Raw genomic sequence first — 23521 nt, 5'->3', positions numbered from 1 at the left:
AATTGCGCGGCCTTTTTGGTAATGTGTGGTGAAGTATGTTTGTAGGTTTTGATTACGGTAGTTCTAATTGTGCTATGGGTGTAATGAGCGAGGGTAATGTTCAATTAGTACCGCTAGAGCAAGGAAAACATTACTTACCGTCTACACTTTACACTCATCACAGCGCGTTGGTTGTTGATTTTGTTGCTAAGCATTTACATGGCACTGCCCATGAGCATGACTTTTTAACTCAGCGCCAAGCATTATTAAATACCTTACCTCGTATTAAGTCAGACCTTGATTTACAACCTTCAGATGAAACATTATTTATTGGTCGTGAAGCGATTAGCGAGTACGTGCAGTTTCCTGAAGAAGGCTATTTTGTTAAGTCTCCTAAATCATTTTTTGGTGCAACAGGTTTAAAGCAAGGTCAAATTAACTTTTTTGAAGATATCGCAACCGCGATGATCTTAAAAATTAAGCAACGCGCTGAGCTCTCTTTAGGTAAAACACTTACACAAACAGTAATTGGTCGCCCAGTAAACTTTCAAGCTGTGGGTGGTGAGCAATCAAATCAACAAGCGGTCGGTATTTTAGAGCGTGCTGCTAAACGTGCTGGTTTTAAAGACGTAGAGCTTTTATATGAGCCACTTGCTGCGGGTATCGACTACGAGAGTGATTTAACTCAGGATCAAAAAGTACTCGTTATTGATATTGGTGGTGGTACAAGTGACTGCTCATTTGTACAAATGGGCCCAAGCTTTAGAGGAAATAGTCAGCGCGATAGCGATTTTTTATCTCACAGTGGTAAACGTGTTGGCGGAAATGATTTAGATATTGCTTTGAGCTTTCATGGTTTAATGCCGTTATTGGGTTTAGGCAGTACGTTTAAATCAGGTCTACCTTTGCCTAATCAAGCGTTTTGGCAAGCGTGTAAAATTAACGATGTAAACTTACAAAGCCAATTTTATAGTGAAAGCCATACCCGAGAGCTAAACGCACAATTACGTGATGTAAGTGCACCTGAGCTTTATAAGCGCTTAATACATTTACAGCAAAACAAGCAAGGCCATCAGTTAGTGCAACAAGGTGAAGCGGCTAAAATAGCACTTTCATCAGCTAGTGCGTTTGATTGTGATTTAAGCTTTTTAGATAGTGGACTGAATAAAAATGTATCAGTAAGCGATTTAGCTGTTGCCGTTGAGAGTAGTATTAGCCAAATAGTTACTTTAGCAAAACAAGCAATCAGCGACGCTGCGACCACGCCAGACATTATCTATTTAACAGGCGGTAGTGCACAATCACCATTGATTAAAGCGGCTTTAAGTGAGCACTTAGGCGATATAAAAATGGTTAACGGGGATCACTTTGGTAGTGTAACCGCTGGCCTGACTAAATGGGCCAGCATGCTTTATAAATAGCCTAGATTACAATTGAGGTTTAAAGATCTATTTGTCGGGTTGCGAGGTATTTTTCGTAATCTGGCAATGTACGTTCAAGCTCTACGTCCATAAGCGGTGAGCTTAATAACATATCTGCACTCACTTCATTACACGCCACCGGAATATTCCAAACAGCAGCTAAACGCAACAGCGCTTTAACATCAGGGTCATGAGGCTGTGATGCCAATGGGTCCCAAAAAAATATTAAAACATGTATCTCATGTTCTGCTATTTTAGCGCCAAGTTGTTGATCGCCGCCCATAGGGCCACTTAAAAGCTGAACTACATCAAGCCCCGTAGTTTTTTGAATTAAATGCCCCGTAGTACCTGTGCCATATAAAGTGTGCTTACTTAGTATTTCTTTGTGCTTTTCACACCATAATTTTAGTGCTGCTTTTTTACCATCGTGTGCCACTAAAGCAATATTTTTTTGTGCGGGAAGAGATTGTGTTTTTTGTTCCATGCTAATTCTTTTTATTGGTGAACCTAAACTCGGAAGAATAAATCTCTTAACCAAAGTGCAGGTTAGTTAAAATAATAGATTGATAGCAAGGGCAATAAATACAATGCCAGTGATCCTATCAATCCAAAGTTGGCTATTTGGGTTACGTCTAAAAAACTGTGCAATTTTGTCGCCAAAATAAATATACGTGCAGTCAATCGGAAAAGCAAAAAGAGGGTAAAGTAAGCCAAAAAACGCGAGCTGAAAAGTAGCCGATGAAAGCGTTGGATCTACAAATTGTGGAATAAATGCAATAAAGAATAATGCTACTTTAGGGTTTAATACTTCAGTCATCATGGCCTGAAACATGACATTACTTTTTTTACTGGTACTTATATGCGGTTTATCGGTTTGCTTGTCATCAGGTGTCGGCTCTGGCTGCTTTAGCGTGCCTTTAATCATCATAAACCCTAAATAGCATAAGTATGCTGCACCTGCGTATTGCACTGCTGCATAGGCACTAGGGGAAGCTTTTAGGACTGCGCTTAGGCCTACAACAGCAAATAGCGTATGAACAACCCCACCTAATGCAAAACCAAAAGCACTTTGCATACCAGCACTTCGACCATTAGCAAATGTTTGCGCCATCAAAAATGCATTTGATGGCCCAGGCGCTACTGCCATTAAAAAGCTGGCTAATAAAAATGAGACTAGAAAGTCAGGATTGATCATTGAGTACTTTTAGCTGGGTGTAAAGTATGTGCTTTTTTGCTCATTAAAATAAGCCAAAGCGGAACTAGCAATAATAAGTGAAAAGCAATCAACCACGGTGTGCTTAGCCCTAAATATTGGGTTAAAACGACAAGTATACTCGCGCCACTCATTTGCATAGCACCGAGTAATGCAGAGGCTGTGCCTGCTTGTTTAGGAAAGCTAGACAGAGACATTCCTGCTGCAGAGCCTAAACTTAAAGCAAACCCTAATGCAGCAATTAAGATAGGCAACATAAGCGCAAATGCCGTTTCTATATGACTCAAGGCTAGCATTAAAATGCCTGAAAAAACCAGTACACTCACACCGACACGCAAAGCACGTTGGCTATTTCGTTTAATGTAGGTTGGTAAAATAAAACTTGCGACAATACTTATTACGGCATTTAACGTAAACCAAAAAGTAAAGTCGGCTACGGTGCCGCCTAAATGTGTAATAAGCCAGCCTGGTGCGAGCGTCACATACACTAATATGGCTGACATTGAGACCATACAAATTAGGCTATTAAACAAAAATACCGGTGTTTTAATAATCGGTGTAAAGCGACGTAAATCTAAAATATGCCCCTGATAATGGCTATCAGCAGGACGAGTTTCTCTAAAAAAGAATAGCGTAACAACAAGGCCTACAATGGCAAACGCGGTTAAAAACATAAAGTTCATACGCCAGCCAAATTGTACGGTAAGCCAAGCTCCTAAAATAGGTGCCATTGCCGGAATAAAGCACACAATCCCGTTAAGGTAAGTGATCATTTGTCCACTTCGTTCACTACCATATTTGTCACGCACTATCGCAAATGCGACAACAAATGTGGCACAGGCTCCAAAACCTTGAAGAGCACGTGCAATCATCAATACTTCAAAAGAAGGCGAGTAATAGGCAAGTAATGCTGATCCTGCATATAAACTTATACCCACTATAGCCACTGGCTTTCGGCCAAACCTATCGGCCAAAGGCCCCGCAATTAATTGGCCTAAACCTACTGTTAGCATAAAAATAGCAACGGTTTGTTGAACTTGTTGTTCTGTAACTGCAAATTGTTCTGCAATAGTAGGAAAAGCGGGTAAGTAAATATCGATTGCCATAGGGCAAAATATAACGAGTAACGCTAGGATAAGTAACAAAGTCATATTAGGTTTAGCGGGCTGTGTTTGCATTGAGTCTCCTTTTGCCGAGTATTTTAGGTGGGCACTCGTAAAAAAGAAAGGGCTTATGACCCCTGCATAGGTTGTCATTTTTATTTTTTGATTGGATTAAGCTAAAAAGGCAGCGTAAATGCACTTTTTAAAACTGGTCTGATGTGTTAATTTGAAAAAAGTAACTGTTGATGGAAAATAATAATGAGTAATAAATCTGCACTTGTACAAACATGGCATAAATTTAAGCGCCTACCTTTTGGGAATTGGCTTTTTACTAAAGCTGTTTGCTTTAAAGCGCCATATTTTGGTTCAATGAAACCTTACGTGCTCGACCTTCGAGAAGGGCATTGTAGTGCGTTGGTTAAAAATCGTCGCAGCGTTCATAATCATATTGGAACTATTCATGCTATTGCGCAGTGTAACTTAGCTGAATTGTGTGCAGGTGTAATGGTTGATGCAACAGTGCCAGTTAAAACGCATCGTTGGATCCCAAAAGGGATGACAGTTAGGTATTTGGCTAAAGTAGATACAGATGTAAGAGCAGTCGCTGAAATTGATTTACCGCATAAGTGGATTGATAAAGAAGACTTAGTAGTACCGGTTAAACTGTATAATACCCGCAATGAGCTTGTTTTCACTGCAGATATTACCATGTACATTACTGAGAAAAAGTAGCGCTTAACTTGATTTAGTTTTATCAGCGGCTTGTTTATTTACAAACGATAAGTCGCTGCCATCTTCCTTCAACAATGCTTTAACTTCTTTTGCGGGTTTAAGCTCTTTCGAAATTAGTTCAGGCTCTTCTTTTTCAAAGCGTTGCTTTAAACTGCCTTCAATTACTGCACCTGCATCAATACTCAATGTATCGTGAAACACATCGCCATGAACATGAGCGCCACTTTGTACCTTTACTTCACTAGCATTAATTGAGCCAATAACTTTGCCTTTAACAATGACGCTTTTAGCTTCAACAATACCTTCAACAACACCCGTTGAGCCAATAACTAAATGCTCCACTTTTATATCGCCATCAATACGGCCATCAAGCTGTACTTCACCTTGGCTAACTAAAGTGCCTGTAAGGCGTACGTCTTCAGAAATAATAGACGGTGTGTGATTTACTCTTTTTAAATTAGAGCTAACTGTTTTTTGTTTTTTTCTACCAAACACGAGAAAGCGCCTTTGTTATTTTTAGAGGATTGACTTGTTTACCGTTAAGTAATACTTCGTAGTGTAAATGCGTGCCTGTGCTTCTGCCTGTGCTGCCCATTAAACCAATTACGTCATGTTTAGTGATTAACTGACCTTTTTTTACTTTAATTTTATTTAAGTGTCCAAATCGAGTCACTAAGCCATTTTTATGTTCAAGCTCAATAAAGTTACCATAACCACCATTGCGACCGGCACGAAGCACTACAGCGTCTGCTGGGGCAAATATCTCGGTTTTATGCCAACCGGCTAAATCAATTCCTTTATGAAAGGCATGATTACTATTCATTGGATCTTTTCTAAGACCAAAACTACTCGAAATATAATATTTAGCTTTAGCTAAGGGGAGGGTGTTTGGTAGTTCAGTTAAAAAGTTTTCTAAATTATTTAATGCTAATAACTTATCAACGATGGCTAAAAAGTGGCTTGGAATTTTTGTTTCGTTAAATGTATCAAGTGGGCCACCTTGTGCGGTTGTTTGGGCACTTAATATTAAGTGTTGCTCAAGCGCTGACTCAATTCCTGCGCCTTTAACCATAGCTAAAATAGCTTGGTGACGTTCGCTAATTTGGTTATCTAAAAAGTTAAAGCTTTGTTCATAATGATTATTCAAATTGGCAATTCTTGTTGCGAATGGAATTGGAGCTATTAACTGCGCCTGCTTACTTTTTGGATTTTCATCGACTAATGGTTCGTGAAATTCATTGCTGCTTTCATTGATTGGCACGTCAAGATCTGAATCAAGCTTAATAACGTCTTTGCTAATCGAAGCGGGAAGGGACTCTATCATGCTTTGCAGTAGCGCCTGCTTTTGCTCAAGTATCGCAAGTTGCTCTAACTGCGTTGCTTGCAGGGCTTGCTGTTCACTGACTTTTTGTTGCCAAAGTGTTTGCTTGTTTATTTGACTTTGTTCTATATCAGATATTTTATTAGTTTGTGTGTAAACACGAAAGCTCGAAATACTCAGCCAAATAAAAGTGACTAAAATAAGCGATGCTACAAAAAGTTGAAACCAAGAGGCTAAAACAACATGCTTAACTTCGCCATTTTGGCGAATAAGTAGCTGACGAGCTGGGAAAAATTTATGATAAAAAGACTTTATAAATACTGACATGGCATATAAACACTGGCTATTAACCGAATTAAGATAGCAATTTGAGTTAAAAAAGCTAGAAAAAAATTGTAACTGTTCAAAAATTAATAAAAAAGGGCTGCTTTTAGTAAGCAGCCCTTTTAATCATTTTTTTAATACTCGTATTACTTTGTAGGCAGTACTGTGCTCTCTACAGAGCCAAAACCTATGCGTGCATAGCCTTCTTTTTCACACCAGCCGCGCATAATAACGTTATCGCCATCTTCTAAAAAGCTACGTTGTTCGCCATTGCTTAGCGTAATTTTTTCTTTACCGCCACGAGATAGTTCAAGTAAAGAACCCGCTTCTTCGTGCGTTGGACCAGACTGAGTGCCCGAACCTAACATGTCACCTGGCATAAAGTTACAGCCATTTACTGTGTGGTGAGTAACCATTTGTGCCACAGTCCAGTAAGAGTGCTTAAAGCTAGATGTTGATACACGCGTTGGGTTATGGCCTTCGCTACGCATTTTTTGCGTTTGGATTTTAACATCCATTTGAATATCAAAAGCACCTTGGTCTCGATTCGCTTTTGACTCTAAATAGTCCATAGGCTGTGGATCGTTTTCATCACGCGTCCAGCTTGTTCTATAAGGCGCTAGCGCTTCGGTTGTAACAATCCAAGGCGATACAGTTGAGGCAAAGTTTTTAGCTAAAAAAGGACCAAGCGGTTGATATTCCCAAGCTTGTAGGTCGCGGGCAGACCAGTCGTTAAATACACAAAAGCCAAATACGTGGTTTTCTGCATTTTCGATAGCGATTGCATCGCCCAGTGCATTGCCTTTACCTAAGTAAATACCCAGTTCTAATTCGTAATCAAGACGTTTACAAGGACCGAATGACGGCACTTCTGCATCAGGCGCTTTAGTTTGGCCTTTAGGGCGATGAAATGTTTGACCCGATACGTCAATAGATGAAGAGCGACCATGATAACCAATAGGTACCCATTTATAGTTAGGTAGTAATGGGTTATCAGGGCGAAATAAACTACCCACAGCTGTAGCATGATAAATAGAAGTGTAAAAGTCGGTGTAATCACCGATACGACAAGGCAAAGAAAACTCTATGTCAGATTGTGCTACAAGCGTATCGCTAAGCGCTTGTTGGTGCTCAGAACCTGCTCGTAGTGCTTTTGAAAGCGCTAAACGAAGTGCTGACCAATACTGCCCCCCTAAACCCATAAATGTATTTAGAGTTGCTTCACTTGCTGCATCAGCGGCTGTTTTAGCGTCACCTGTTAAAACATTTAATTTTCTCAGTTTTGCTAAATCAATTACTTGGTCACCAATTGCAACACCACCACGAAAGGCCTCATCAGACCCTTTACGGCGAAACTCTGCAAACGGTAAGTTTTGAATAGGGAAGTCGCAATTATCAACATTAGCTGACTCTACCCAGCTGGTTAAATTAATATCGTGGGTTTCGTTAATTAGGCTCATTACATTTCCTTTGGATTTTACTGTATGGCGACAAGGTATAGTTTATTTAATCATACTTGTACTTGGCGCCATACTTTTTAAATATTAAAACGACAAAAAGCAGCGAAGTTCGCTGCTTTTAATTTACTCAAATATTTTATAAAACGCCGCGACGCTCTTGGTCGCGTTCGATTGATTCAAATAATGCTTGGAAGTTACCTTCACCAAAGCCACCATCATCAACGCGTTGGATCATTTCTATAAAGATTGGACCAAATAAGTTTTTAGAGAAAATTTGTAATAAATAACAATTTTCACTTTGGCTATCTACGAGTATCTGGTGCTGACGAATTTTTTCTTTGTCTTCAGCAACCCAAGGTACTCGGTCAAAAATAGTATCGTAGTACTCAGGGATAATATCGAGCGTTGCAATTGTTGATTTATCAAGCTTATCAAGAGAACTTACTAGGTCATCTGTTAAAAACGCTAAATGTTGAACGCCTGGGCCGTTGTACTCACCAAGGTATTCATCAATTTGGTTGTTATCGTTACCTTTACCTTCGTTTATTGGAATAGAGAAGGTGCCACATGGCGATTTAAGTGCATACGAAATAAGCGCTGTTTTTTGACCTTTAATGTCAAAGTAGCGTACTTCTGTAAAACCAAATACGTCTTTATAAAAGTTAGCCCATTTTTCCATGGTGCCTTTATAAACGTTATTGGTTAAATGATCGATTCGGATAAAGCCTTTATCTTCTACAACATTTTGCGTTTCTAAGTCTTCAAAATCACTTTCGTAAATAGTGCCTTTGTCGCCAAAGTTTTCAATAAAGTAAATTAGGCTGTCGCCAATGCCATAAATTGCAGGGTAAGGCATGTTTTTATGTGTTGAATCAGTGGCTGGTTTTGCACCACGCTCTACTGCAGTTTCAAATGCTTTTTGCGCATTCTCAACACGCCAACCCATTGAACAAATAGCAGGACCATGGCTTTTAGCAAATTCTGCAGAAAAACCTTCACGCTCGTTATTCAGTAAAAAATGAATATCGTTTTGGTTGTAATAAACAATGTCTTTACCTTTGAATTTTTTAAGCTTAGAGAAGCCAAAATCAGTAAATACTTTATCCATATAATCAGCATCAGGTGTTGCGTACTCGGTAAATTCAATACCGACTAAACCTAAATAGTTATTTACTTCACTCATTATTATTACTCCCGCAATTAAGCACTGCGATTATGTGTTGTTGTCATATTGCAGTAGATAATCAACCAGATTTTTGATTTGGGGAAGAGGGGGGCACTATTTAGTGTGTAGTGTATGTGTAAATTTTATAGGACGGTTATTATAAAGTTACGTGTTTGTAATACAGTTAAGTAAAATGAAGTTATATGGCATAGGGTTGAATAGTGGTTTTTATTCTTAATGTGTTGTTTTTAAACAATAAAAAGGAGGGTTCACCTGCGTGAAGCCTCCTTTTAGAATGAACAAGAAAAAGCTTGGATGTATTTAATTGTTTACACTTTTAGAGTTGCCACCAAAGAACTTGTTACGTTGCTCGATCCATTGGTTTGTTTTTATCGCTGGCGCAGCTTGATAGTGACGTTCAATCGTTTGATTTAACACTCGCGTCGGTTGCTCAAAGGACAACTTTTGTTGTGCGCCGCCCATACTTTTAATTTCATCTCTGGTCATAGCACGTCCTGCATAAAGCAGCGAGTTTAAGTACCCTGGTACTGTCTCGTAATTGTTATCTGTCAAAAGTAATACAGATTGATTGAGTGCCCAGCGACTATCGATTTCGCCATCCTCTTTTACGCCAGCAAGTTCTCCATCTATATAGACTTCAAACACCCCATTGGTTGGTGCTGTATAAAATACAAAAGCTATACGATGCCAAGAGTCGGGTTGTGTATTGCCAAAATAGCCGCTATCGCTAGTTGCTTGCCCATAGCCGCCGCTTGGGTCAATAAACATATCGGCATCATCATTAAGATAATCAGTTGTATTGGCTTGCATAATTGCACGGTAAATATCTTTACCTTCTGCGGGCCAGTATAAATCCATTACCAAAGTGTAGTCAGACACCATTCCTTCATTTGCAAAGTCACCATTTGCTGGTGTGTTTAAGTCAATAAGTAAGCCTTCTGTTGGAGCGTGGCGAGAAAACGCCATAACACCTGAAGGACCATTACTTAAATCATCAATATTTAATTGAGTAGTGGTGCTATATTGTGTCTCTGCAGTGCCCCAATTTGTTTCATCTGGATCAAAGTAGCTAAGTATCGAAGGTCCAAAATCAGCAGCTAACGGGTTGTTAGTATCGTCAAAATTCCATACGGTTACATTTGCTAAGTTGTTGCATGAATAAAGTTCGGTGTCAGTGTCAAGGTGTAGGCACTGACTTGTTCTGGCACGTGCATATTTATCAAGTAGCCACCAAGCTTCGGCTATTGGCTCTACGTTTGAGAATGTAACACTATTAAAAAATAAATCAGGATTTAAAGCTGCCCCTTTAAATAGTGCAACTTCGTAATTATTAGTAGGTTGTATATCTTCAGGTTTAAGTAAAAACCAATCTGGTTGACTTGCAAACATCGTTGTTAAGTCGCTTCCCGATACTGTTACTTTATAAATAGAGTTAAACCCTGGCGTATTTGATGGCTGCCTTTCTACGTAAAAAGCTTTATGGAAGTCTTCTTGAGTAAGTGTGCCAGGTGTCCAGCGCTTTTGTACTAGTTCAGGATTAAGTAATGCTGCGCTAATTGTGCTTGAATGTTTTGCGGCTAAGGCGGTGATTTCGGCTAGCTGCGCATCAGTTGGGTAGTTTTCAGAAATAGCTATTTCAGTTTCTGCATCGGGAGCATAACGCCCCATTATCTCATCTATTGCTAGTTTTGTTGTCTCATCACGTTCAACAATTGTATCGGTTTCAATCGTTTTGTAATCAACAACTGGAGATGATTTATCAGCTAAATTAAAATTAAGCGTTAAGTCAGTAATACCTTTAGCGTAAAAGTCCGGTTGTAAAACAATAGCGCCGTTATCAAGGGTTGTGTAGCTTTCCCCACCGTGTGTATGGCCGCCAAGTACTAAGTCGATACCGGGTACGTTTGTTGCCATATCAGTATCTAAGCCTACACCTAAATGGCTCAACATAATCATGTAATCTACATCACCACTGTATTGGTTTACTATGCTTTGTGCGATTTGTTGCCATTGCCAGCTCATTTTAAATTGTTTAATAAAATCAGGGATCGGATCATCTTGAATTGGTTCATCTAGCTCATTCCACGGCACAGAAGTCATGCCAAACACACCAAGTGTAATACACCCTACCTGTACTTTTGCAAATCCTACGCCTGCAAAATCTTGTAGTTGCTCTGCTTCATAACGAGTATTACTAGCAAGTACGATTGCATTCTCGTCTTGGGAATAACTTAGTAATTTTTCTGGGCCCCAAGCATAATCATGATTTCCAACGACTCGTAGGTCAAACTGCATTGCTTTAATTGCTTCTTCTGTTGCAGTACCTTGTGATAATTGCTCAGCAACAGTGCCTTTTTCATAGTCGTCACCACCGTTTGTAAATAAGGTGTGCGGGGTTTGGCTTGCTACTTGATTGTAGTAGGCTTTTATACGACTGAAATATTGCTCTTCATAGCCAAAGCGAGCATGTAAGTCTGCAACGTGGACAAACCTTACTGACTGCTCTGTTGCGTTAGCATCGCAAGTTGGGCCGATATTTGCGAAAGCTTCATTGCGCTGCATTTGTATTGCATATGTGCCCAATGTTGTTACTTGAGCGCTAACAAATCCATCTAAAACGATTGAATTTGTAACTGTGTCCCAATTAGCGCCCGATTGCTTTGCGATAAACAGTTGTCCGCCTAATGCATAGTCATCAGGGATTTTTATTGTAATGGTAATAGGTTTTGAAAGAGTAAGCGTGGAGGGCGTAAGTGCATGTAAATCAGAAATTATATTTTGTTGTATATTCGTCTCATCTAATAATGTTTTCTCGTAGGTAAGCTCTACATCACTAGAAATAGCACTGGAAGGTGCATTAAATATAAAATTGCCTTCGTCTAATGTAGCGTCTAAACCATTAGCGCTTGATAGTGTTAATTTGCTTGGTTCAGGCTCAACAGGATCGTTTGGATTAACCGTCACTTCATCGCCGCTACCACAGGCAGTTAAAATAAAGCTAAGAAATATAAATATAATAACACGTGATATCGTTAACGATTGCATCTACGGATGTCCCTGAGTCTATTCAATAACCAATCAGGACATAATATCAGTTAACGGGAGCAGGGCAAAGTTGAATAAAAAATTCCCCCATAGGAGCTATGGAGGAATTGTCTTAGGTTATATTGCTACATTAAAAATAAACAATAATTAAGAGGCTTTCTCTTCTAACCCTTGTTTTTCCCATACTTTAGCTTTAAAGGTCATTAGTACTAAAACAACACCAACACCAATGCTAAATAATGCAATTTGTAAATATAAGTTAGGAATTTCATCAACATTATTCGGATCGAAATTACCAGCAAGTAAGCCTGCAATAATATTACCGATTGAGTAAGTTAATACAAATACACCCATCATTTGACCTGTGTAACGTTTAGGCGATAACTTACTTACAGCACTTAATGCTACAGGGCTTAAACAAAGCTCACCCACAGTATGTAAAAAGTACGTAGTAACAAGCCAGTAAGGCGCTACTTTTAAGCCTTCAGCTGCGTAATGAGCTGCCATAAACATCACTAAAAAGCCTGATGCCATGATAATTAAACCAATTGCACACTTAACGCTGTAGCTAGGTGACACTAAGCTTTTAGATAAGTTAATCCAAAGCGCTGCAAAAAATGGCGATAAAGCAATAATAAACAGTGAGTTTAATGATTGAAACCACGTTGTAGGGATTTCAAAAGTACCAATAAGACGGTCAGTATAATCGCGAGCAAATAAGTTTAATGATGAACCCGCTTGTTCAAAGCCAGACCAAAAACATGCAGATGCAATACAGACTAAAAATAGTGCCCACATTCTTTGTTTTTCAGCATCTGTTAATTTACCTGTAAAGTAAATAACACCAAAATAAACAAAAAAGATAATAGTAAATACAACAGCTACGTACCCTGCAACCACTGTTGGATTGATTACAATTGCGCCGGTCATTGCAGCCGTAGTAACTGCAGCAGCTGCAATTACAAACGCAGCAATACCAACCCATGCGCGAGAAGTGCCTTTAGGACCTAATGGATTAGCTGGTAAAGCGCTATGCTCTGGTAAGTTATTAAGTGAGCGCTTATATTGCACCAAACCAATAGCCATACCAACAGCGGCTGCACCAAACGCCCAGTGCCAACCTACGTTTTCCATAAAGTAACCACAAACGTAGTAACCAATTAAAGAACCTAAGTTAATACCCATGTAGTAAATAGCGTAACCGCCATCACGACGCTCATCAGCATCACTGTATAGTTGGCCGACCATTGCGCTGATATTTGGTTTTAGCAAACCAGTACCTGTCGCTACAAATATTAAGCCAATGAAGAAAGAATAATCATGTGGAATAGCCAAAATAATATGGCCAATCATAATGATTATACCGCCATACCAAACTGCTTTTTGACCACCAAACAATCTATCTGCTAGCCAGCCACCTGGTAAACCTAAAAAGTATACCGCACCTGTGTATAAACCATAAATTGCAGCAGCTGAGGCAACAGTAAAGGCTAAACCTTCTTCTTGTAAGCTTGCTGTCATGAATAATACGAGCATAGCTCGCATACCGTAATAACTCATTCGTTCCCACATTTCAGTGAAGAACAATGTTGAAAGTCCTTTAGGGTGGCCAAACCAACCACTATCTGGAGCTGAACTCATATTTACTTCCTAACTTTAAGTATTGTTATGATGGCCTTATAATTTTTTGCTTTAGCTATTTTAGAATTTGTAACCACTAAAATGCTCGACCATCAGTATATTATTTGTAGCTAAGATAATGATTTGCTATATGGCAGTAACACCACAAGGTAAGAGACACACCCTTATCCTAGTTACAATTGCGCTCAAGTATACATATACCTTAGTGCTAGGGGAAGTATTGCTCGGTGTATCACCTTATGCCAAGTTAGAACTCAGCATAAGGAACAATAGGGGTGCCTGGAAACTCAAGTGTTCCGTACACAGGATTAAAGTAGTAACGTATATAAAGCTGACCAAAATTTGGTTCGTAAAAGTCAGAACGATCGATGGCTAAGTAACCACCAAAGAACCAATTCGGCGTTATTCTATACTCAAAACTACCTTCAAGATTATATGAAACACCAGAACTTGTTTCACCTTCAAATACAGGATCAACACCTGTTATTGACTCTCTATCATATGCAGCTATTTGCAAATCGCTATCATTAGGGAAGAAATCAATAGATTGAGTTTTTGTTTGCGAGTACGAAACACCGGTTTTTAATCGATAAACAAAATCATCGCCCCAACGCGCGTCATAAGTGAGTGGCACAGATAAACCTACATAGTTTTGTGGGCTGTAATAACCACCATGGCCCCATGTTTCTTCACTTAAATTATACTTGTATGCCCAATGCAATAAGCTAGCGCCTGCGGTAAATTCACGCTCTTGATTGCTAATTATACGGTAATAAGTACCGCCCATCATACGATAGCGTTGGTTGTCTTTTACATTTTGGCCTTTATACAGGGTAAAGTCGGCGCTTGACCAAAAACCCCATTTTCCGCCTAAGTCGTGCGATAAATTAGCTGTTAGGCCTGTAGAGCGTACGCCCCCCCAAACTTCACCTGTATTTACATCTTTTAAGCCCGCATAAGAAAGCACTGAATTTGTAACTGGGCGTTTTTCAAGTTCTAGGCTGTATCCAAAGTCGCCAAAACTGTCTGCGTAATTTACACCCCATACAATATCTTCAATTAAAAAGCCAAGTGGAGTAGTGCCTACATCTACACGCCAGTTTTCGTTTTGCCAACCAATACCTATATCTACACCACTTTCCTCTGGTGTCACTTCATCGACTGAACAAGTGAAAATACATAAAGCACCTTGTCCGTAGCGACTACCAGCGAACTGCTCATCAAAGCGAGTTGTTTGTGCGCTAATAGTAGTCGGGTCTACTTTAATAAATCCTTGGCCTTGCCAAAGTGGAAAGTAAGCTTCAATCGGTACTAAGCCCGCACCAAGTGTTGCTTCACTTTCGGTACTTGTTTGCCCACTAAAGTTAACACCCATGGCAATGTATGCTTGGTTTTTGTTTTGCTCGTTTATTAGCTCACGTTTAGCACCGTTTACATACCATTCATCGTTTTCATCTATTTTTAAAAGAGCTCCGTAAAGCTCTTTTTCGTTTAAAGTACGATTAGGTGACAGGGTTTGTGCGTACCAAGATTGTGCTTGTTCGGTTTCGTTGAATTTGCTGGCTACTTGAGCGCCTAAATAACGTAGTTCTTGATCGTTGGGTGACTTTTCAACAAGTTGCTTAGCTAAATAAAGTGCGTCTCCAGAGTAATTAAACTCATTGAGAGATGACATGATTTGGCGTTGCAAATAACCCTCTTGCGATGTGGTTTGCGCTATCGCTTTTTGCGTAACTTCTTTTGCTTGAAAGTCGTCTCCAAGTTCTATGTATGCATTAGCAATAGCGAGTAGTGCTTGAGGCTCTATGGTTTGTTTATTTTGTACTTTTTGCTGATACAAAATAACGGCCGCTTCATATTGTTCTAGCGCTAAATTTGCATTAATAAGGGCAGTAGTTGTTGCTGGAATATCTTTATATTTTTGATCAAGCTGATTGAGCTTAGCAATTAAATCACTGCCAGTGTAAAACTGGTTTAGGTAGTTATTTTGTAACTGAACATATTGAGCCGTTTCGTTTTCAGAAGCGCTTTCTGGTAACACGTAACCCTCAAACCAGCGTTTTATTTCAACTTGGTTACCTTGCTCTAGTATCCACTGGCCTTGTAAAAGGTGCCAATAAGGCGACAAAGATGAGTCAGATGAAAGGGCACTTGAAAGTAATTTAAGAGCATGTCGTTTTTCATCAATTTTGTACCAACTATTAGAAAGCTCAGCTTGCATTTCAGGTGTTAGCTCTCTTGCTTCTAAGTTACTTAAATGGTAGATAGCGACAGATTTATTTTTTAAATCAAGATATTGCTGACTTTGCGTAAGAGACTCGTTAAGCAACAATTGCTGCTCTAAAGCAATAATATCTGTATCTCGATTTTTAAAAGGAATATATTTAAGTGTATCTAAAGCACCTTCATAATCATTTATAGAGCGCAAAAATAAAGCATGGCTATATCTAATTTGGGGGTTTAGCGGAAATTGCCACAATACATTATTAAATAAATCACGTGCTTGTTGAGTGAGGCCTTTTTGTTGGTATATAAAAGCTAAATCGTAATATAACCAAGGTTGCTCAGGTGAAAGCTCAATAGCTTGCTTAAGTAATTCTTCTGCTTTTTCTAGCTCTCCACCATTAGTATACTGACTTGCTTTATCTCTTAGAGTATTACTGGTAGCTAGTGCATATGAGGGGTAGATTAAATCTCGTTGCTTTGCATTTAATGAATTATAAAAGTTGCGAATTGATTTTTGGTTTTGATCTAGTTGCGCGATATTTAATAAGCCAAGTAAGGCATTTTCATATAAAGGATTGGTTTTTAGGGTAGCTTGATAGGCGGTAGCAGCTTGTGTGTAATCTCCTTGAGCTACTAATAATAGGCCTTTGTTATAAAGAAAAGCTTCTTGGTCATGATTTAATTGCTCAGCTAGATTTAGTTTTAATTGTGCTGTTTTAAAATCAGATTGCTCTATAGCATCTTCCATTTCAGACATATACAGCCAAAACTTCGCAACTGTCGCGAGTTCTTTAAGTCCTTCACGCTCATCAAAATTAGGTGTATATTTTTGCGCGGTAAAAAAATAGTAATAAGATTTTTTGTAGTCGCTTTTCGCTAAATACAAATACCCTAAGCTGCGCATAACTTCTTTATCGGTTAGCCGCCCTTTTAAAGCATTTAATAGTAGGGGCTCAGCTTCTTTTAATTTTTTATTATTAAGTAAACGATCACCTTTAAGCCAAAGCTGATACGCAGGATCGGCAAGTAATGCTTGCCTTACTTTAAAATCTCGTTGGAAATCTTCGTATTGTAACTTACCTTTACTACTAAATGGGTACACAGAGAAGTATCGTTGGTATTGCTCAACTGTATTTTGAGTAAGATCCATGCTCTTAAGAGTTGCAAGCCAAATAAACTCAACTTCATTAATAAAAGAAGGGCTAGTTCCGTAATTACTTAAAATATCTAAAGCTTTATTATTTGCTGGGTTTTTCCTCAGTAAATGGCGAGCATAAGGTATTTCTACTTGAGCGATATTAGAATAGCTTTTTAATAACTTTTCATAGCCTTTTTTAACACTTTTCCATTGGTCGCTGTCTTGCCCATACCAGCTTAAATGCTCAAGCTCGTAATTAAGTGTAGGGTAGGTGTTTTTAAATATTTTATTGTATATTTCACGGGCTTGTTCATAACGTCCAGCTCGAGAAAGTAGCCTAGCTTCATGAATTAAAGATTTATCTTTACCCTCAATACGAGAGAGTATTTTAAGTTTTTCAACACAAGGGGCTTGCTTAGTGAGTCCGTTATCTATTTTGCTTAATAATTGGTTGGCTTTCACTGATTCGCCATTGGCAAAATTATAACGCGCTACTGCGCACTGTGTTTCTATTCGGGCAGGGGCAATAGCGACTAGCTTTCGCAAGCTATCTTCAACTAGTTTTTTATTTTGCTGTGCTTCACCAATACCTATTTGGCTTAGTAACCAATCAACAGATTGCGTATCAATATCGTTGACTGTGTTAGCGCTTAATCCAGAGCTAAGCGCTAATGTGCAAGCGAGGGCAAACCTTAACGGCATTCAGTGCTCCATACCGGTTGTAGCGTCCCATCTGCTGTAATTGAAAAACGTTTATTTAAAGCACTTGCACCAAACAAGTTAAGTACGCTGTCGTAATAACGAGTCTGGGTAAATGATTTATCAATCATTAGTTTTTGCTGAATAGCCATTACTGTAGAATTATCGTTATTAGTCGCTAGTAAAGGTAATAGAGCTGAGTTAAAGCCTAGAGGGCCTCTTTTTTCAGATTTTCCTGATTTAGCAAAAGTATTTAAAGGCACGTAACCACGTTTATTAATTGTTTCTATAAAAGGGTTAAATTGCGCTAATAGCTCTTTTTTATAAGGTGCGTTGTCTGCCATCATACTTGCCCATAAATATACTCTAATAGCGTTGTAACTGCCCAAGTCGCTCGTTTTTTTATCGTAGTAAAAGCCGTTATCTGCATCAAACATTACCCAGTCAGGGCTAACACCTTGCTTTGCTGTATCTAAAATCAACTTTGCTGAGCCTTCGTGCAGTTGATGCCAAGGCGAGTGTGGATAAAGCTTTTTAAACTGCTGATAAATAAATAACGGTGAGTAGCTTGGGTTTAACTTAAAACGCTCATTATCAAATTCAAAACCAGTAGGGGCGGGTAGTAATGATAAACCTAGGCCCGAAATATAGGCGGTTTCTTCACGCATTATCCGTTGTGCAAGTACGGCTGCTAATATGCTGTAGCGGCGGTCATCCCAAAGAATAGCAGCTTGCGATAAACTATATGCTATCCATAAGTCAGAATCAGACGCTGGATTTGAATCTAAAATTCCGCCAACATTTTGATTGTTAACACCCCATTGCCATGCCGGTAAACGAGTGCTTAAATCACCCTCTGACAAATGTTCTTGCGTCCAATCCAGGACTAGGTCAAACATTGCTTTGTCATTTGCTACGACAGCAAAAAATAAGGCATAAGATTGGCCTTCAGAGGTTGTGACTTTTTGCTCACTCCCCAAATCAATAACGCGACCATCTTGGCTTATAAAGTTACTTTTAAACGTTTGCCATGCATCCCATGGTTGGCATTGCTCTATTTGTGCATTGGCATTAAAGGTAAATAATGCAATCACGGTAAAAAATACATTAATGAGTGACTTCATTACTTATCTCCTTCAGCTAATCGCTTGTATGTTAATGCTTGTAGTAATCGCCATATAATAAATGAGATCAGCAGTAGTGTTAAAATAGACAATAGTGCCAGTACAAATGGGTGATCCGATAAATGGAACCAAATTAGGGTATGCACAGGAATGTGACCAACAAAATATTGCTCATCAGTTTTAATTGTCTTAATGCCTTGAGAATTTATGACTGCAGCACTTCCTTTAATTTGCGCAAGAGCTTCTGAACTCATTAACGCATCATCTAGTAGAGTAAAGGCTTTTTGTGATGTTGCACTAAGCGATACAATTGAACGCTCTGAATCAAACGGTGATTGAAAGCCAGTAATAACGGCCATATCACCACTACTTTTTATACTTACTTGGACTTTATCTGTTGTCTGCTCATCGTAAGCACCATTGTATATGGCTTGTTTTATAGCGCGCTGATTATTATCAAGCAGGATATTGGTTTGCGCATCTTCATCTAAGTTATTAGCAATGCTATTAGGTTTTGCGATAACTAAGATATCTTTATCATCTAAGTTGGCATCTTGATTTAAATGAGCAACACTTATTCTATGAGCGGGGTAGCCTGTAATAGCACCAAAGTGGCCTGTTAAATTAAACAATACAGATAGTGCTTTAGGTGATGGAACTTCATCTATCAATACTAAAGTTTGTTGTAAGTCTGCGTATTTTGTAAATGGGAATCCGCTGTTTGCAAATACATTTAAATCAGGCAGAGCCATGTAATGGTCAAACCCACTTACATCAATGTTAGAGTTTCCATCAATTACCCCGTACTCGCCACCAGGTGGAGCAACGGCACATTCGCCTTTTTTAAGTACTGCAAATCTAAAGTCAAAATTTAACTCATTTCGGCTGGCAAGATTAATACCGTCTAATGAAAAGTCTTCAGCGCTTTGCGTTGTGTCTGTATTAGCAATTAAAGGCAGCAACGTTTTAGCGGTAGTTAACGATGTGTCTTTTTTATCAAGTAAAAAACCACTTATAAATTCTTGGTTTATTAACATGTTTAAACGTGAATTTAATGTTTCGCTCTCTGGCGTATTACGGTATTGCAAAGTAATAGGAATACCTTTTTCACGCCAAGTAAATAAATCAGGTGCAAAACGAACATTTAATTTTATAGGGCCGTTGTTAAGACCCTCAGCTTGTAACTGAGTTGGGTAGTCAATAAGCTCGTCAAAGTGCACGGGACGATCGTTTCTTAGCCATCTCGGCGCATCATAAGCTTTACGCAGTGGGAGTTTGTTAATAGCCTCGATGCTTGCACTTCGGCCAGTCATAATTTTATGACCAAATACAAGACCAGTGACCGCTGTTTTTAAGTCTTTTTCGTCACGCCCCAAAATTAACAGCATTTTATTGTATCTGTGAATAGGGCTTGAAATTAGCTCGACGGTTGGCTTTTCAACATCTGGATAATCTTTTAAAAAATCAGGTTTTGAGTCATTAGTAATAAACACCACACTATGCTGCTCTGGTGCTTTATTTAAAACGACTGGAAAGTTAGCGCCACGCCAGTCAGCTTGTGCGCCAAACCAACTAGATAAAGTGGCTGCAGCTTCTATTGCTTGTGTATTAGGTGTGCTTGCAAATACAAAAGGTAAGTTTAATTTGTTGTAATCTTTAGCATCAAAAAATGGTTCTGGTAAATATTCAAGGCGGCTATCAATTGCTAACTGTTTTTGATCAAGCGTGATGTGGCTTGATTTGTTTATTTCAGTCCAAATTGAGCGGCTAAAGTAATCTTGGCATCGTAAGTCGTAGTAGCCAACTAGTTCAAAGCGAATTTGGTTGTAGTCTTGGATGTATTTAGCATTTAGGTCTAGGCTATGACTTACCGTATTTTTTACAATACTTAATTGCTCATTAATAGGTAAAACAGTAACTAAGTTATCGTTAAAATAAACTTTTAAATGCGATACATTAGCCAGCAATGAAGGTGAGTTGGTGTACGAAAAGTTAAGCTTTAGATTAGTGCTTAATTTATCAATTCTATTTGTGAAATCGACTCGAGAATTATTATTCACGCCGTCGAGTTTATAGTCGTTGAACCCTAACTTTTCAAAGCTAAGACGTAAACTAGAAACCTGAGCGCTCTCAGGGTAGCCATTTACAAACATAGTTTTGTCGTGCATAGGCTCGATAGCGAGCACTTGATATGCGCTACTAATAAGTAACAATGTTAGAAATGTATTAAGTAACTTTTTAATCATAATTATTATGCACTATCGGTTTTTTTGGAGTAAATGAATTTATGTAAATGACAGTATTAGTCATAAACTTAATTATAGGTTGTAACGCTCTTGGGGCATGAAACAATAAATTACTAAAGCCCCGTAAACTGGTTTTTTGCACTTCTTTGAAGCTATACGATGGACGGTCATGTCTAAAGTTATTTTGCCAATCTAGCCAAGCATCTGCTCTGGAGAAAGTACATTGTATAAAAGCTCTTTGCTTTTCGAGGGATAAATCTTTAAGTGTAAGGCCAATTTGTTTTTTACGGGTATTACATACATACGTTGTAAACGAAAATTGCTTGTTACCGCGACTCATTAATAATTCAATTTTATCGTTAACGCGGCATAAATGTGCGTGTTCAGTCTCTATACCTACACCGTTATCTGAATAATCCGTTATTTTTACTTTTAAAGTATGGCCATTTGCTAAACGAACGCCGGCAGGAAAGTTTGCCTTTATACGATGCGAGTGCCTCACTTGGCGAGCCTCAGCAGCAACCGCAACCGCAGCACCCAAAATAATAATATTATAAAAAGCCCAACCCATACTTATTATAAGTACGCCAATCTGGCTTGAATCACCTAAAAACAGACGTAATACACCCACTATTATTCCAAGTAAGTTAATAAGTAAGAGAATTAAATACGGTTTAGAAATCCCCCAGTCGTAATGCTCTTCATCATTTAAACCGCCTTTTTCGGTTACGTTAAATTTACCTTTATTAGGATTAAATAAAGCAACGGTAGTTGGTTTTAATATGTACCAAGCAAGTACTGACTCATACACTTCACCCCAGAAGGAGTAACGGTATTTACCTTGAATGCGTGAGTTAGTCGCTTTTATTTGAATTAGTGTCGGTACCACATAGATAAAAATAGCAATAAAAGGAGCATAAATTATGTAGGCATTAAAATATATTAGCGCCAAAGGAGCTGTTAAAAATACAATACGAGGAATACCCGATAGGAAATGCAGCATTGCGTTTATATAGCATAATCGTTGAGGGATGCTTAAACCTTTACCCATCAATGGGTTATCAAGCCTAAATATTTGTGCCATACCACGCGCCCAGCGAATACGTTGGCCTATATGCGCTGACAAGCTGTCGGTAGCAAGGCCTGCGGCTTGTGGGATGTTTATATATGCAGTTTTATAACCTGCGCGCTGCATACGAAGGGCCGTGTGAGCATCCTCAGTTACTGTTTCAAATGCAAAACCACCAATGTTATCAAGCGCTTCTCGTTTTAATACGGCACAAGAACCACAAAAGAAGGTTGCATCCCACATGTCGTTACCATCTTGAATCAATCCATAAAACAACATGTTTTCGTTAGGGATTTGACTGTGGTTATTAAGATTTCGCTCAAATGGATCGGCAGAAAAAAAGTGATGCGGTGTTTGGACCAAACACACTTTACTGTCTTTTAAAAACTGTCCCATTGTCATTTGTAAGAACGAGCGAGCAGGAACGTGGTCACAATCAAAAATTGCGATATATTCGCCATCGGTATAACGCATAGCGCTATTCATATTACCGGCTTTAGCATGATTGTTATCCGAACGCGCTAAATAACCCACTCCAATCTCGGCTGCAAAATCCTTAAACTCTGAGCGCTTACCATCATCTAATATATAAACATTTAACTTGTCTGCAGGCCAATCGATACTTAAAGCAGCGAGAGTAGTGGGTCTTACAACGCTTAACGGCTCGTTATAAGTTGGAATATATACATCAACAGTTGGCCATAGGTCAGTGTCTTTAGGTAAAGGCACTGGTTTTCGCTCAAGCGGATTAACTGTTTGAAAAAAACCTAAAATCAGTACAAGCCATGCATACGTTTCAGCAAGTAGTAAACCGCCACCTAGTGCAAGTGCAAGCGGATCATCCCAGTTTAAAGTCTCAGTGTAACGCCACCATAAGTAACGAGAAGAGGTAGTTACTGACAGGGTGATCATGACAATGGTTGCCATTTGGCCTTTTACTCGTTTAAGTGCATACGCAACTAATAAAATAAAGCTTATAAATACGGCTTGAGCTTCCAAGCTAAAAGGAATTGTAATGAATATTGCTAATAAAAATAAAATAAACGCGAGGATGACGTATTTAACTAATTTATTTTGCCATACACGTGCATCAGCCATGGCTTTAAATGCACTTTTTTTAGGGCCTTTTTTATTTTTTGATAGTAGGCGTTTTAATAATTTACCTAACTTTAAATCAAACCAACGTAATTGCCTTAAAAGGTAGCTAACGCCATCATAAAAATAATTAACTGCATCTTCTTTTACTGAACTAGATTTAAGCTGATTTTTAAAAAACACTAAAAAAACACTTTGAATAATAAAGCGTAATATATTGGAGTAAATATAGGTTCGGTAAGGCAGCCTTAAATGAGGGTAGTAGTTATAAAGGGTAAACTCAAAGCTGATTTTATGCTGTTTAATGTTTATAAATAGCGAGCTTAAAAGCGTAATAAAAGGCATTAAGAAAGCTTCAATTACATTTACTTTATGTTGATTAAAGTAGCTATGAAACTTAAATAAAATGTACCGAACTAACTTATCAGTAAATAAAATGCTCAGCAGCAAGTATAAAGTGCTGTGAATAGGGCGCTGATAAAATAGTGTAATGCTCATT

At 38.6% G+C, this 23521-nt stretch carries 15 protein-coding genes; 2 read left to right on the top strand and 13 right to left on the bottom strand.

Annotated elements, in window-relative coordinates:
• The first annotated feature begins 35 nt into the window (after positions 1-35).
• Positions 36-1400: a molecular chaperone gene (gene yegD, locus L659_RS0102130; protein WP_024589446.1), complete on the top strand. Its 1365-nt coding sequence runs from the start codon at positions 36-38 to the stop codon at positions 1398-1400.
• Positions 1401-1419: 19 nt separating this feature from the next.
• Here the strand turns inward: yegD and L659_RS0102125 are convergent, their stop codons facing one another.
• The 3 genes from L659_RS0102125 to L659_RS0102115 form a co-directional block, all read right to left on the bottom strand.
• Positions 1420-1884 (bottom strand): methylglyoxal synthase, encoded by a 465-nt coding sequence (locus L659_RS0102125; protein ID WP_002958191.1) that lies wholly within the window; start codon positions 1882-1884, stop codon positions 1420-1422.
• A gap of 66 nt (positions 1885-1950) precedes the next feature.
• A complete protein-coding gene (locus L659_RS0102120; RefSeq protein WP_024589445.1) occupies positions 1951-2595 on the bottom strand; it encodes a LysE family translocator in 645 nt (214 codons plus the stop codon).
• Complete coding sequence (locus L659_RS0102115; RefSeq protein ID WP_024589444.1) at positions 2592-3791, bottom strand: multidrug effflux MFS transporter; 1200 nt, start codon at positions 3789-3791, stop codon at positions 2592-2594. The genes L659_RS0102120 and L659_RS0102115 overlap by 4 nt, the downstream gene beginning before the upstream one ends.
• A 183-nt stretch (positions 3792-3974) precedes the next feature.
• Between L659_RS0102115 and L659_RS0102110 the strand changes: the two genes are divergently transcribed.
• On the top strand, positions 3975-4448 hold the full coding sequence (locus tag L659_RS0102110) for a hotdog fold domain-containing protein (protein ID WP_024589443.1): 474 nt from the start codon (positions 3975-3977) through the stop codon (positions 4446-4448).
• Between the two features lie 3 nt (positions 4449-4451).
• On the opposite strand, the gene L659_RS0102105 is transcribed toward L659_RS0102110, so the two are convergent.
• The 10 genes from L659_RS0102105 to bcsA form a co-directional block, all read right to left on the bottom strand.
• Positions 4452-4943: a bactofilin family protein gene (locus L659_RS0102105; protein WP_024589442.1), complete on the bottom strand. Its 492-nt coding sequence runs from the start codon at positions 4941-4943 to the stop codon at positions 4452-4454.
• Positions 4933-6096: a M23 family metallopeptidase gene (locus tag L659_RS0102100; protein WP_024589441.1), complete on the bottom strand. Its 1164-nt coding sequence runs from the start codon at positions 6094-6096 to the stop codon at positions 4933-4935. The genes L659_RS0102105 and L659_RS0102100 overlap by 11 nt, the downstream gene beginning before the upstream one ends.
• A gap of 143 nt (positions 6097-6239) precedes the next feature.
• A complete protein-coding gene (fahA, locus tag L659_RS0102095; protein WP_024589440.1) occupies positions 6240-7553 on the bottom strand; it encodes a fumarylacetoacetase in 1314 nt (437 codons plus the stop codon).
• 136 nt (positions 7554-7689) lie between these two features.
• The gene (hppD, locus tag L659_RS0102090; RefSeq protein WP_024589439.1) at positions 7690-8736 is read right to left on the bottom strand and encodes a 4-hydroxyphenylpyruvate dioxygenase; all 1047 of its coding nucleotides are present in this window, start codon (positions 8734-8736) and stop codon (positions 7690-7692) included.
• Positions 8737-9039: 303 nt separating this feature from the next.
• Entirely contained in the window at positions 9040-11784 is a 2745-nt protein-coding gene (locus L659_RS0102085; protein ID WP_024589438.1) for a metallophosphoesterase, read from the bottom strand.
• Positions 11785-11931: 147 nt separating this feature from the next.
• Positions 11932-13425 carry a peptide MFS transporter gene (locus L659_RS0102080; RefSeq protein WP_024589437.1) on the bottom strand — a complete coding sequence of 498 codons (1494 nt, stop codon included), beginning with the start codon at positions 13423-13425 and terminating at the stop codon, positions 11932-11934.
• A gap of 247 nt (positions 13426-13672) precedes the next feature.
• Positions 13673-17491 carry a cellulose synthase subunit BcsC-related outer membrane protein gene (locus tag L659_RS0102075; protein WP_024589436.1) on the bottom strand — a complete coding sequence of 1273 codons (3819 nt, stop codon included), beginning with the start codon at positions 17489-17491 and terminating at the stop codon, positions 13673-13675.
• On the bottom strand, positions 17482-18612 hold the full coding sequence (bcsZ, locus tag L659_RS0102070; protein WP_024589435.1) for a cellulose synthase complex periplasmic endoglucanase BcsZ: 1131 nt from the start codon (positions 18610-18612) through the stop codon (positions 17482-17484). The genes L659_RS0102075 and bcsZ overlap by 10 nt, the downstream gene beginning before the upstream one ends.
• Positions 18612-20858 carry a cellulose biosynthesis cyclic di-GMP-binding regulatory protein BcsB gene (bcsB, locus tag L659_RS0102065; protein WP_024589434.1) on the bottom strand — a complete coding sequence of 749 codons (2247 nt, stop codon included), beginning with the start codon at positions 20856-20858 and terminating at the stop codon, positions 18612-18614. Before bcsB ends, bcsZ begins: the two co-directional genes overlap by 1 nt.
• A complete protein-coding gene (bcsA, locus tag L659_RS0102060) occupies positions 20851-23520 on the bottom strand; it encodes a UDP-forming cellulose synthase catalytic subunit (protein ID WP_024589433.1) in 2670 nt (889 codons plus the stop codon). The genes bcsB and bcsA overlap by 8 nt, the downstream gene beginning before the upstream one ends.
• Position 23521 lies beyond the last annotated feature (1 nt).

The sequence above is a fragment of the Pseudoalteromonas sp. S8-8 genome, assembly GCF_000497875.1.
Classification (GTDB): Bacteria; Pseudomonadota; Gammaproteobacteria; order Enterobacterales; family Alteromonadaceae; genus Pseudoalteromonas; species Pseudoalteromonas arctica.
The sequence above is the reverse complement of the archived record's forward strand: the minus strand, read 5'-3'. Positions and strand labels throughout refer to the sequence as shown.